Below are 13,867 nucleotides of genomic sequence, written 5' to 3'. Positions count from 1 at the left end.
CATGCTAAAAATGTTAAGAATTGGATAGATTTATTGATTAAATTATTCAATTTCAGTATTAGAAACTCTTTTTTTATTCATAACTTTGACAAATTTCATAGTTTTAATTGTAAATGGACAATCTGACATATTTGAGTAATGCTGATTCGGCTTATGTCGATGGCTTATATCAATCGTACAAGCAAGATCCCCAATCGGTAGATTTCGGATGGCAAAAATTCTTTGAAGGTTTTGATTTCGGTCAAAATGCTGGTGGAACAACAAGTTCAGTAGGTGAAGCTACTCCTGAGCACGTATTGAAAGAAATCAATGTGCTGAACATGATCAATGGCTACCGTGACCGTGGCCACCTATTCACACACACTAACCCCGTTCGTGAGAGACGTAAATACTATCCTGGCAAGGAATTAGAAACGTTTGGTCTTGCTGAAGCAGACATGAACACCGTTTTTAATGCAGGTGTTGAAGTCGGTTTAGGTCCAGCGACATTAAAAGACATCCGTCAATTGGTGGAGGATACTTACTGCCGTTCTATTGGTGCAGAATTCAAATATATCCGTAACCCAGAAAAAATTAAATGGTTACAGGACCGTATGGAAGCGGACCGTAACATGCCAAAATTCTCTTTGGACACAAAAAAGAGAATTTTAAACAAATTAAACCACGCCGTTGTATTCGAAAACTTTTTAGGTACTAAATTTTTAGGTCAAAAACGTTTCTCATTGGAAGGTGCGGAAAGTTTAATTCCAGCATTAGATTCTGTGATTGAAAAAGGTGCAGAAATCGGTATCCAGGAATTTGTTATCGGTATGGCTCACCGTGGCCGTCTGAATGTATTGACTAATATCATGGGTAAATCTTACAAATCAGTATTCTCTGAATTTGAAGGTAAGACTTATGCCGATGATCCTGAAGTAAACTTTGGTGGTGACGTAAAATACCACTTGGGCTTTTCATCTGAGGTTAAAACAAACGATGGCAAATCTGTCCACTTAAGTTTGGCACCGAACCCTTCGCATTTGGAAACTGTAGATCCAATCGTTGAAGGTATGGTTCGTTCTAAGATCGATTTCAAATACGAAGGTGACTCTTCTAAAATTGCACCGATCATCATTCATGGTGATGCGGCAATTGCTGGACAAGGTGTAGTCTACGAAGTAACCCAAATGTCCAAACTCGATGGTTATAAAACTGGCGGTACAGTGCATATTGTCATCAACAACCAGATTGGATTTACAACAAACTACAAGGATGCACGTTCTGGAACATACTGTACAGACGTTGCAAAAATCACTTCTTCACCCGTGTTCCATGTGAACGGTGATGACGCTGAAGCGGTAGTTTATGCGATTAATTTAGCTGTTGAATACCGTCAAAAATATAAAACAGACGTATTTATCGATCTGTTATGTTATAGAAGATTTGGACACAATGAGGCAGATGAACCAAAATTCACGCAACCATTGTTGTATAAAATCATCGAAAAACATCCGAACCCGAAAGAAGTTTACGCTAAAAAATTAATTACTGAAGGAAGTATTGACGAGGCGTATTCTAAAAATATCGAGAAAGAATTTAAAGCTGAATTGCAAACTAAATTTGAGGAATCTAAAACAGTTGAGGTATTGACTGAAGAGATCCCGATGTTTAAAGGTGCATGGGAAGGATTGCGTCCTGCTAAAAAAGGTGAAGTATTAACAACTTCGGATAAAACGAAAGTTGCAAAAGATCTATTCTTAAAATTAGCGAAAGAAATCACAACCTTACCTTCCGACAAAAAATTCTTCCGTAAGATTACACGTTTGTTTGAAGATCGTGCCAAAATGATCACTGCTGATTCATACGATTGGGCAATGGGCGAATTGATGGCTTACGCGACATTATTGGATCAAGGTAACCGTGTACGTATCTCGGGTCAAGATGTACAACGTGGTACTTTCTCACACCGTCATGCGGTATTGACGCTTGAAGATTCGGAAGAGAAATATGTTCCTTTAGCCAATATTAAAGGTGGCGATAAATTCTCTATCTACAATTCGTTACTTTCAGAATATGCTGTTTTGGGATTTGAATATGGTTATGCATCTTCTAATCCAAATTCGCTGACAATCTGGGAAGCTCAATTCGGAGATTTCTATAACGGTGCTCAAATCATCGTCGATCAATATTTATCGAGTGCAGAGACAAAATGGAAACGTTCTAACGGTTTAGTTATGATGCTTCCTCATGGTATGGAAGGTCAAGGTCCTGAGCACTCTTCAGCACGTATCGAAAGATTCTTAGAGCTATGTGCGGATGAGAATATGGTCTTAGCAAACTGTACTACTCCAGCTAACTATTTCCACTTGTTGCGTCGTCAACTTGTACGTGAGTTCCGTAAACCATTGGTTGTATTTACGCCAAAATCATTGTTGCGCCACCCTAAAGTGGTATCACCGTTGAAAGATTTTACAGAAGCTGCTTTCCAAGAGGTAATTGATGATGCAAATGTTGCGGCAAAAGACGTTAAACGCGTGTTATTCTGTTCGGGTAAAGTTTACTACGACTTATTAGAAAAACAAGAAACGGACAAACGCAAAGATATCGCTATCGTCAGATTGGAACAATTATTCCCAATTCCTACAGAGCAATTGAAAGCAATCCGTAAAAAATACAACAAGGCAAAAGAATTTGTTTGGGTTCAGGAAGAAAATGAGAACATGGGAGCATGGTCTTACTACTGCCGTAAACTAATGGGTACTGAGATTGCATTTACAGGTTTTGTTGCCCGTAAAGAAAGTGGAAGTACAGCTACGGGTTACATGAAACAACACGTTGCGCAACAAGCAGAAATCTTAAATAAATCATTCGAATAAAAACAATTTAAAATCAATTGCGTCTTATCTATAGGACGCAATTGTCAATAAAGAACATTATATATGAGCTTAGAAATTAAAGTACCAACCGTAGGTGAATCAATCACGGAGGTAACCTTATCACAATGGTTGAAACAAGATGGCGATTATGTGGAGATGGATGAAAACATCGCCGAACTGGAATCAGACAAAGCAACGTTTGAATTACCAGCTGAAAAAGCGGGTATCTTAAGAATCATTGCACAAGAAGGTGATACTTTAGAAATCGGTGCTGTTGTTTGTACAATTGAAGAAGGTGCTGCTCCTGCCGGTGGTTCAGCTCCAGCTGCTGCCCCTGCTGCAGAAGCGTCAAATGCAGCTCCAGTTGCGGCTGCCGCTGCAAAAGATGAAGATCCAGATAGCTATGCTGCTGGTACAGCTTCTCCTGCTGCTGCAAAAATCTTAAGAGAAAAAGGAATTGATCCTTCTACAATAAAAGGAACAGGTAAAGAAGGACGCATCACAAAAGAAGATGCTGAAAAAGCTCAACCTGTCGCTAAAGCTGCTGCACCAGCAGCAAAACCTGCCGCTGCTCCTGCTGCGACAGTTGCTCCGGTAGCGGGTGCAAGAAACGAACGTCGTGAGAAATTATCTTCATTACGTAAAACAATCGCGAAACGCCTAGTTGCCGTTAAAAATGAAACGGCGATGTTGACAACATTCAATGAAGTCAATATGCAGCCGATCATGGATCTTCGTGCTAAATATAAAGACACCTTTAAAGAGAAATTTGGTATCGGTCTTGGCTTCATGTCATTCTTTACAAAAGCAGTAACAACTGCATTGGCTGAATGGCCTGCCGTAAATGCCCGTATCGAAGATAACGAGATTGTATATTCTGATTTTGCAGACGTTTCAATCGCAGTTTCTGCACCTAAAGGTTTGGTTGTTCCGGTTATCCGTAATGCTGATGCCATGTCATTGGAACAAATTGAAAAAGCAATTGCTACATTGGCAGGTAAAGCCCGTGACAACAAATTAACGATTGACGAGATGACTGGTGGTACATTTACCATTACCAACGGTGGTGTATTCGGATCAATGATGTCTACGCCGATCATCAATGCTCCACAATCTGCAATCTTGGGTATGCACAACATCATCCAACGTCCTATTGCTGAAAATGGCCAAGTGGTGATCCGTCCAATGATGTACATTGCGCTTTCTTATGATCACCGTATCATCGATGGTCGTGAATCAGTAAGCTTCTTGGTTCGTGTAAAACAATTATTAGAAGATCCAGCTCGTTTATTGTTGGGTGTTTAAACCGCAATAAAATTGGAAATATAAAAAGACCTATGCTTTGCAGCATGGGTCTTTTTTTTCTGAAAGAGTCTCCTATTATTGGACAGAAAGACTTTTGGTTCGCATTCATTGCTGTGGGTGCCTGCGAAATCATGAAGTTTTTTATTGACATCGGAATAGAAGCAATATACTTGACAAATATGAATCGGAGATAGACGAATATAAATCGCCTTTTTAATTTCTCCTTTTTAATTTTTACTTTCATCTTGTTAAAGATCAAGCATATCCTAATATACAACCGACACTGTCATTTAAAGGCCGGCATACGAATATGAAACTTGATGTTAAGCAAACAATATCAAGCAAATGAAGTATAAAATTCTACTAACAACTGTATATCTATTACTCGCTGTAATGACATTGTTTGCCAACATGGCAAATCCAATGAGCCCCCATAGCATAACAGGACAGCTTGTTCCTGCCGCAAAGCTGAAAGTTACCAATGAGCGTATTGACATTCATCTTTTGGCAGACACTGCTGATTATAATTCGGACTATCGCAGTCACTTCAGCATTGTCTATAACATCCATGCAGAAGAGGCTATCGAATTACCACTGGTATTTCTCGCTTTAAATATGGACGGATTGGATCGCATCCTTGTCAATCAGAACGAAATTGAAGGAAAAAAAATGGATCAGCCCGGTTCAAAATTTCCCTTTTTACGTTTAAAGGATGGCTATTATGAAATCAGCTACGACAGCGATGAATGGAAACGTATTTCGCTGAATGATGCATTTCATTTTACCGCTAAGCTTCACAAAGGTGATAACAGCATTCAGGTTCAATACAGCGCTTATATGGGCTATGACCGACGGGATATTCGGACCAGATACCAAATTGACTACCTCCTATTCCCTTCCAGGTACTGGTCGTCTTTTGGCCCGATTGAACTGTATCTGCACCTCGACGGGAAGATGGATGTACTTACACAGGATCTGGGAACAGCCAAATTACAAACAGATTCCATTGTTCACTGGAGAATTGATCAGGTCGAAAAGAAAGAGAGTTTTCATATTGAAGTTGGCTTAAAAACCTCCATGTTAGCACAAGCAATTCTTTGGGTACATCCCGAGCTGCTCGCCCTGATCGGGTCAATATGCCTGCTATGCCTGCATATCCGCTGTATTTATCTAAAATACAAAACTGGCCGATACCGCTATGCACTCCTACTTGGAAATCTAATCATTCCAAGCTCTTTCTACTTCTTCATCTGGTTTTGGTCCAGTCTGGCCAACTATCTTGTCAATGGAGTCTTTGACGAAAAGTCCCGCGGTTTTATCCTGTTGGTCATCTTCACCTTACCCTTGATCTACCTCGTCTATGATTTGATTTTGTTTATTATCGATAGAAGCATTCGCGCAAAATTGAACAGGTAGAAAACCGGCTGTTATTTTTTATAGGTCAGCTTGTTTTCAATCATACGATTGTTATATTGCTGGATAAAAGCTTTCATCTTGGTCTCCATCGTATCCAATACCGTCGGATGTTGTTTTAACAGATCCTGTTTCATCAAGCGGTCCTTCTTAAGATCATAAAATGATGTCACTTTCAGTCCATCATAAGACATCATATAATCTTTATAGTAGAGATTATAACTTCCTGAGTTATTATTAAGCACAAAATTATCCTTACCCGGTTTGAAGGCATCTGAACCAAAGGCAAAATAAGGCTCATCATAGTGCAGATAATTCAAAATAGTAGGCATAATATCTATTTGCTGTACCAGTTTATCCGCTTTGCCAACTAGATTATCACCGGGTGCATAAAATATTATAGGGATTTGGAAGCCCCCTGCTGCCGTTTGATATTCCGGCAGGTAGCTTACAGTAGCGTGGTCTGCACAGATAACAAATACGGTATTCTTGTACCAGGGCATTTTCGATGCTGTTGCAAAAAATTCACGCAGCGCATTATCGGTATATCCAATGGGTTCCTGTACGGGCAAAGGTCCTTTAGGAAATTTCCCCTGATACTTTTCAGGCACCTTAAATGGGTGATGCGAAGATAAAGAGAAGAAACTAGCTAAAAATGGCTGATGAAACGTGTTGATCTTATTCGCTACAAATTGCAAAAACGGTTCATCCCAGATTCCCCATATACCATCAAAGTCAGCGTCATTGTTATATTCGTTTTTACCAAAATAATGCTGGATACCCGCCAGTTTCATATAAGCGGAGAAGCCCATGCTGCCATTGGGTGCTCCGTGGAAAAAAGCAGTCTCATATCCCTTTTTCCCTAAAAGCTTCGCTAAGCTTGTGGTTTCATTTCCAGAATATATCGAAAGCACAAAAGGTTCACCAATGGAAGGAATGCCGGTAATGACTGATGGTAAAGCATCAATTGATTTACGGCCATTGGCATAAGTATCTGTAAATGTGTAAGCATTGCGGATTAATGAATCCAAAAAAGGCGTATAACCTTTGTATTTTCCACCTTGGATATCTTTATTCAACTCACCAAAATGTTCTTTTGCAAAACTCTCTAAAATCAGAACGACGACATTTTTCTTCGCAAAGGGCTGGTCTGATTGCGGTACATGAATAGGGTTGTATAATTGCTCAAGCTCTTGTTCGGAATAATAATGGATAGGTTTAAGATTGACAGCCTTTAACGTTTTCAATATACTGAATGGCGTATTCAGCACAATATTCATTTCTTCCGGTGTCTCCACATAATCACCCGCATTGCTCAATGTAATGGGACGGGTACTATGGGCCCAACCGCCACGCACACCACCTATGAAAAGAAAAGCAGTCAGTAAAAATAAAGGCAATTGGATCAAAAATGACTTCCAGCTATATTTCGTAGTCCTTTCAATCTGAATAAGCTTATACGATTTAATCAAACCATACACAACCAGTACCAACACTATAATGAGATACCAATAATCCAAACAGAAATCAAAAGCCAGCTTCAACAGGTTGGATTCATTGGAAAATTGGTCAATTACCGTTCCTGTCGTCCTTTTTAGGGTAAATGGATAGTAGGCAAAATCAATCAAATTTAACGCTATGCCAATTGAATTGGTCACGATGAAGATCCATTTCGCAACATTTTGATAGTGTTTATTTAATTTAAACGGTCCTGGAATAGTCTGCATAACAATATACAGGATATTTAAATAGAGGAGTGCCACAATGTCGAATCGTACACCACCCGCAAACATCACCAAGAGCTTACCTGCATCGACATGGGGAAATAAGGAAGCATTGACGCCATAAAACCCCAATCGCAATAACGCATAGATGACCAAAAGAAAGATAAAACGAATTGCGACAGCAAAATAAGGTGCAAATACTCCTTTTAATTTCATAGCCCTAATATTTTAAAAATTCACGGTATACGTCTTGATAATACGCTTTGGCAATATTCAATAAGCTATCTGTTTTGCCAACCGGATATTCCTTATTGGCTCTATAGTTAATGATCCTTCCAACGTTATCAAATGAAACGGCTTGTTTTGGTGTAATTACACCGAAGGCGTCTTTAGAATTATAGAATGCTATTTGTGGTGTTGTGGGATTAAACAGATCCCGGCTCCAGTGATAATGATCTGTCGGAAGCTTCAATTGTGTCAATAAAGTTGCCGCCAGATCCGTTTGGTTACCAATTCTATTGAATATTTTGCCGCGATATTCAGGTTTGATCACATCGCCGAAAAAGATCAGCGGAATATGAAAGCGATTGGGGTGAAACAGCTCCCATTTTTCTGAAGGAAGGCGATGTCCATGGTCAGCGACAATAACGAAAAGGGTATTTTTATACCAAGCTTCCTTTTTTGCTTTATTAATAAAATCAAAAACAGCTGAATCTGTATAATTTGCCGTACTTCGGAATTTATCTGCATTGGTGGCATTCCCAAATTTATAGCCGTGTTTTAATTCAAATGGTTCATGATTAATTAAAGTAAAGATCGTCGAAAAGAAAGGTTGTTTTTCTTTTTTAAAATCCTTGATCATCTGATTAAAGACGACATGGTCATAGACACCCCATGAGGCACGTTCCGCATCCAAGCCAAAATTGGCATTATCCACCACCCTAGATATCCCGTGTGTCAGCATATACGATTTAAAATTGTAAAACTCGCTCTGGCCACCGTGATAAAATGATGTTTCGTAGCCGGCATGATCGAACTCCTGTCCAATGGCAGGCATATTTTCATGCTTGTCGATATATTTGATAATACTCTCGGGCCCCTGCGCCGGAAAACCGCTCAACACCGCTACCATGCCTTTGTCGGATCGATCAGCTGCAGAATAAATATGGTCAAACAAAATACCACCCTTAATCAATTCTTCCATGTGTGGCGTAATTCCCTTTTCCCCTCCGAGAGACTGAATGAGATCGCCAACAAAGCTTTCTAGCATGATAATAACGACATTTGGACGAGTGGTTGACAATACCTCAACGGCAGAATCAGGTTGGCTTTGAAAGGCGGGTCGTAGCTTGTCCTGAATATCCTTCTGATCCGCGTAATAATTATAGGGGTTTTTCAGTTTGGTACTTTCGGCAAAGAAATCCCGTAAAAAAGACCATTGGGTATTAACCGCTGCATGATTATAAAACGTTTCCTCGGAATAATAGGCTTTACTAGGGTTTAGTGTCGCTCTCCCATAACCACCGCGGATAAACGTGAAAAGTACAAAGACTCCGATTGCCAGTTTGAAAAAATTACCTACAGGAGATTTGATATTGAAAAAAGAGACTTTTTTAAACATCCAACGGTACAGAAAATAACCACAGAATATACCGATCAACATCCCAACGATGGGGAGAAACACCGGCGTGGACTCAGCCGAAGCTACGGCTCCCGAAGGTGAGGCAAAAAATGCATCGATGGCACGTTTAGAAATTTTGTCACCCCATTCCCGGTAGATGTTAACATTGATAAAGCTTGTCACAAAGAACAATACCAGGACAATAATGGTATAGATATCCAGGATCAGCCGTTTGGGTTTCAGTTTTGGGAAAAAACTTAACATGCAATACACAAGAAACGGCAGCGCACATATATAGGAAACAGCAGAAAAATCCAGGTTCAAACCGTGGTAATAAATTCTGAAAATCTCCGTAAAATTCGAAAAACCTATTTTCTCAAAAAAAGCAGTAACAAAAATCAATCTATCTATAAAACAGATAATTAACCAGAACAGAAAATACTGTGTTAAAGCTCTAAGCTCATTAGCAAATCGTTGCATCCCTTCGTGTAAAAATAAAACAGGCAAATTTACATTAATTTACATGAAATACGGGCTAATTACTTAGTAATATGAAGAAAAGATTAAAAAAGTATAAATCCTGCATTATGCTTTACCCCACTGCAATAACCACCTCTTCTGCTTAGGAGGATCTTCAATAAACTTATTGCTTAGCCTTTATTCATAACTTCTTTTTGTTTGAGAACAAGATCAATGGATTACTAAGGAAAATAACATAGAATTCCTTACTTTTGTGTTCCTTAAAAGTTTGAATACAAAAATTTAAAATGAGCATAGCGAAAACTTACAATCCAAAAGAAGCTGAAGAAAAATGGTACAGCTATTGGAAAGCGAATGGATTTTTCCGTTCCACCCCGGACGAACGTGAACCTTACACGATTGTGATGCCTCCTCCGAATGTCACGGGAGTATTGCACATGGGGCATATGCTGAATAATACCATTCAAGACGTTTTGATTCGTCGCGCACGTATGCAGGGAAAAAACGCTTGTTGGGTACCGGGGACCGATCACGCCTCCATTGCCACTGAAGCTAAGGTCGTCGCTATGTTGAAAGAACAGGGAATTGACAAACGATCTTTATCGCGTGAAGATTTCTTAAAACATGCTTGGGAATGGAAGGAAAAATACGGTGGTATTATTCTAAAACAACTCGAAAAACTTGGCGCTTCCTGTGACTGGGATCGTACACGTTTTACCATGGATCCGGAGTTATATCAATCTGTTATCCGTGTATTCGTCGATCTTTATCATAAAGGATTGATTTATCGTGGTTACCGCATGGTCAACTGGGATCCTGAAGCAAAAACAAATATCTCAGACGAAGAGGTTATTTATAAAGAGAAAAACGGCAAATTATACCACCTGAAATATCAGGTTGAGGGAACAGATCAATATATTGTTGTGGCGACTACCCGTCCTGAAACCATCTTTGGTGACACAGCCGTGTGTATCAATCCCAATGATGAGCGCTACACCTGGTTAAAAGGAAAGCAAGTCATTGTGCCGATCGTTGGTAGAAAAGTGAACATCATTGAAGATGAATATGTCGATTTGGAGTTTGGTACAGGATGCCTTAAAGTTACTCCAGCGCACGATGTGAATGACTACGCACTAGGTAAAAAGCACAACCTGGAATTTGTCGACATCTTTACCGATGAAGCAAAACTGAACGACAATGGCCTGCATTACGCCGGCATGGATCGTTTTAAAGTCCGTAAGGAAATCGAGAAAGAGCTGGAGGAAAAAGGATTATTGGAGCAAGTTGAAAACTATACCAATAATGTTGGAACTTCAGAGCGAACAGGTGCTGTTATTGAGCCTAAAATCTCTAATCAGTGGTTCCTTAAGATGGAGGATCTCGCAAAACCGGCATTGGATAATGTTATGGATGATACCATTAAATTTCATCCGACGAAATTCAAAAATATTTACCGCAATTGGATGGAGAATGTTACCGACTGGAATATCTCAAGACAATTGTGGTGGGGGCACCAAATACCGGCTTATTTCTATGGCGATGGAAACGAAGACTTTGTGGTTGCACAAACGGTTGAAGAAGCCCTTGTTTTAGCGCAGGAAAAATCAGGTAATACAACGCTTCAATTGACCGATCTACGTCAAGATGAGGATGTGCTTGATACCTGGTTTTCAGCTTGGCTATGGCCAATTTCGGTTTTCAATGGCATCAACGAACCGGAAAATGCAGAAATCAACTACTATTACCCTACGCAAGATTTAGTCACTGCCCCAGACATCATTTTCTTTTGGGTAGCACGTATGATCGTTTCAGGATATGAATTCCGCGGACAATTGCCTTTTGAAAATGTTTATTTCACGGGTATTGTACGCGACAAACTGGGCCGTAAAATGTCTAAATCACTGGGCAACTCTCCTGATCCGATTGATTTAATGAATGAATATGGTGCAGATGCTACGCGGATGGGAATGTTATTGACTGCTCCAGCAGGTAATGACCTTCCTTTTGATGTAGAACTTTGTGTACAGGGCCGTAATTTTGCCAATAAGATCTGGAATGCATTCCGCTTGGTTAAAGGCTGGGAAATTACAGCTACTCCAGCTTCGGATTCAGATAAGATTTCGGCATCTTGGTTTGAAGCAAGGTTAAATCAAGCCTTGGTCGATATCGAAGAAAACTTCAAACACTATCGTTTATCAGATGCATTGATGACAACCTACAAATTGGTATGGGATGACTTCTGTGCCTGGTACCTTGAATTAGTGAAACCGGCTTATGGCTCCCCTATTTCTAGCGAAACCTTAGCAACAGTAAAATCTTTTTTCCAACGTATACTCACTTTAGTACATCCTTTCATGCCTTTCCTAACAGAAGAATTGTGGCATGACGAACTGTTCGGTGTGAAAGACGAGAAAGATTGCATTATCGTAGCCCCTTATCCTACAGCGAATGATTTTGATGAGCAGCTTATAAAAGATTTCGCTATCGCTCAACAGATTATTTCGGAAGTTCGCAATATTCGCAATTCTAAAGGTATCTCCCCTAAAGTTGCTTTACCGTTAGCGATCAATCAACAATCGGACGTCAACCTGGAGCAATATATTGATATCATCACCAAGATTGCAAACTTGGAGGGTGTGACTTTTGTTTCCGAGAAAATAACTGGTGCAGCAAGTTTCCTTGCCGGCAAAGACGAATGTTATGTTACCTTAGAGAACAATATTGATGCAGATGCCGAGCGTGAGCGTATCGAGAAAGAATTGGAATACCTAAAAGGTTTCCTTGTATCTGTAGACAAAAAGCTTTCCAATGAACGGTTTGTGCAAAATGCTAAACCTGAAATTGTTGAAAACGAAAAAAGTAAAAAGGCTGATGCCGAAGCGAAGATTAAAATTCTTCAAGAAAGCTTAACAGCATTAGGTTAACAGCTACACTATAAACATAAAAAAGTCCCGTGCAATGCACGGGACTTTTTTATGTTTAACGAGCGACCAAATTCGGAGATCGTTCGGTGCTTGTTCGGTACTTCTTCGGAGCTTGTTCGGTGCTTCTTCGGTTACAAGCGAATAAGCACCGTTAAATATCCGAAGTATATCCGATAAAAAAACGTATCAAGAGCGAATTTGATTGACTGTTGTTCTCTACGAGGAGCACGTGCTTTCACGAAAGAGCCAAACAGATGGCTCAAGTAAATTTTGGTCCATCATTCACGGGTAATATATAGCACAAGGATATACGATAAAAACTTTTGAAACAAAAGGCAAAAGCGCTTTCCTCTATTCCAAAATAACCATACAGTTTATAATTAACCGGAGATCAACAATGCTGATAACTTTGTATAAATTCTTGTAAAAAAATGAATAACTTTATAAGAGCGAACTTAAATTATATCATTATGGGATTCAAAGAGACATTTCAGATTAACGGTGAAAACCTTTTACAAAAGATCAAAGAAATCATTGCTGAGGGCAATGTGAGCAAAATCAGCATCTCGGACAAACATGGCAAAGAAATCATGAGCTTTCCTGTCACTATTGGTGCAATAGGCTTGATCTTAGCACCTGTCTTTGCAGCAATTGGCGCTGTAGCCGCATTGCTTACAGAATGTACAATTACCGTAGAACGAAATACAAACAAAGACGAAGAAAACAAAGAAGATAACAGCACAGATCCACCTACAACGATAACCGTAAAATAATCAATTTAAAATTGACCGTTATGAAGATCTTTAAAAATATACTATGTATCCTATTCGCCTTGCTATTCATCAATGCGGGGCTGGATAAACTTTTTCATTATATGCCTACGCCACCAATGGATATGGACATGAAAAAGGTATTTGAGGCTTTTGCCACGATTAAATGGCTAATGCCACTGGTTGGAATCATCGAACTCTTGGGCGGTTTATTGTTTATTTTCCCAAAAACGAGAACACTGGGTGCACTGGTCATCTTCCCCATACTCATTGGTATTTTTACCCACAACATGATTTTTTACAGCCAAATGGGACTAATTATTTGGGCTGTACTTTTCATTATTTGGCTATGGGTGGTATTCGAAAACTGGGGCAAGTATAAAAAACTGATGGAATAATTGCTTACATTCTTCTCCAAACGAATATCGAGCAGGATAATGCATCTATTAAATACCTATTACTTTGACAAATTGACAGGTATTTAATGTTTTTATTAACATAAAATTAAAAAACAAAAAACTTTGTACGACTAGAATGGTTTGGTCAATTATTTGATGTGTTTTTAGAATATTCCCACGATAAAATGATTTTATACAAGGGGAATGAAGAACTGTCTAATATTTGCTAGCAAGTATAGCACATAAATTAAACTTGCATTTACACGCAAATTTATCTTAGTTTGCTGAAATCGTGGCGATATACGTTATATAGCTGAAAACTTAGCAAACTTTTTTCCGTTTTAATTTTTATTAATAGATACTTAAATCAAATTATA

8 protein-coding genes are annotated in these 13,867 nt (G+C 39.2%); 6 read left to right on the top strand and 2 right to left on the bottom strand.

What is annotated here, in order from left to right; all coding sequences use genetic code 11:
* Positions 1-113 precede the first annotated feature (113 nt).
* The 3 genes from AACH28_RS20365 to AACH28_RS20355 all read left to right on the top strand — a co-directional run bounded on the left by AACH28_RS20365 (position 114) and on the right by AACH28_RS20355 (position 5,576).
* Positions 114-2,855 (top strand): 2-oxoglutarate dehydrogenase E1 component, encoded by a 2,742-nt coding sequence (locus tag AACH28_RS20365; RefSeq protein ID WP_286736842.1) that lies wholly within the window; start codon positions 114-116, stop codon positions 2,853-2,855.
* Between the two features lie 63 nt (positions 2,856-2,918).
* A complete protein-coding gene (gene odhB, locus AACH28_RS20360) occupies positions 2,919-4,160 on the top strand; it encodes a 2-oxoglutarate dehydrogenase complex dihydrolipoyllysine-residue succinyltransferase (RefSeq protein WP_286769997.1) in 1,242 nt (413 codons plus the stop codon).
* A gap of 345 nt (positions 4,161-4,505) precedes the next feature.
* Positions 4,506-5,576 (top strand): hypothetical protein, encoded by a 1,071-nt coding sequence (locus AACH28_RS20355; RefSeq protein WP_341831350.1) that lies wholly within the window; start codon positions 4,506-4,508, stop codon positions 5,574-5,576.
* Positions 5,577-5,587: 11 nt separating this feature from the next.
* Here AACH28_RS20355 and AACH28_RS20350 read toward each other — a convergent pair whose 3' ends face one another.
* Complete coding sequence (locus tag AACH28_RS20350; RefSeq protein ID WP_341831349.1) at positions 5,588-7,513, bottom strand: sulfatase-like hydrolase/transferase; 1,926 nt, start codon at positions 7,511-7,513, stop codon at positions 5,588-5,590.
* Positions 7,514-7,517: 4 nt separating this feature from the next.
* Positions 7,518-9,182: an LTA synthase family protein gene (locus AACH28_RS20345; RefSeq protein WP_341831348.1), complete on the bottom strand. Its 1,665-nt coding sequence runs from the start codon at positions 9,180-9,182 to the stop codon at positions 7,518-7,520.
* A gap of 503 nt (positions 9,183-9,685) precedes the next feature.
* On the opposite strand from AACH28_RS20345, the gene AACH28_RS20340 reads away from it, so the two are divergent.
* The 3 genes from AACH28_RS20340 (at position 9,686) to AACH28_RS20330 (ending at position 13,490) form a co-directional block, all read left to right on the top strand.
* Positions 9,686-12,322: a valine--tRNA ligase gene (locus AACH28_RS20340; protein WP_341831347.1), complete on the top strand. Its 2,637-nt coding sequence runs from the start codon at positions 9,686-9,688 to the stop codon at positions 12,320-12,322.
* A 431-nt stretch (positions 12,323-12,753) separates the two neighbouring features.
* Positions 12,754-13,095 carry a DUF4342 domain-containing protein gene (locus tag AACH28_RS20335; protein WP_333577114.1) on the top strand — a complete coding sequence of 114 codons (342 nt, stop codon included), beginning with the start codon at positions 12,754-12,756 and terminating at the stop codon, positions 13,093-13,095.
* Positions 13,096-13,115: 20 nt separating this feature from the next.
* Positions 13,116-13,490 carry a DoxX family protein gene (locus tag AACH28_RS20330; RefSeq protein ID WP_075994106.1) on the top strand — a complete coding sequence of 125 codons (375 nt, stop codon included), beginning with the start codon at positions 13,116-13,118 and terminating at the stop codon, positions 13,488-13,490.
* Positions 13,491-13,867 lie beyond the last annotated feature (377 nt).

Source organism: Sphingobacterium thalpophilum, from assembly GCF_038396785.1.
Classification (GTDB): Bacteria; Bacteroidota; Bacteroidia; order Sphingobacteriales; family Sphingobacteriaceae; genus Sphingobacterium; species Sphingobacterium thalpophilum_A.
This window is presented reverse-complemented; position numbering and strand designations above follow the sequence as displayed.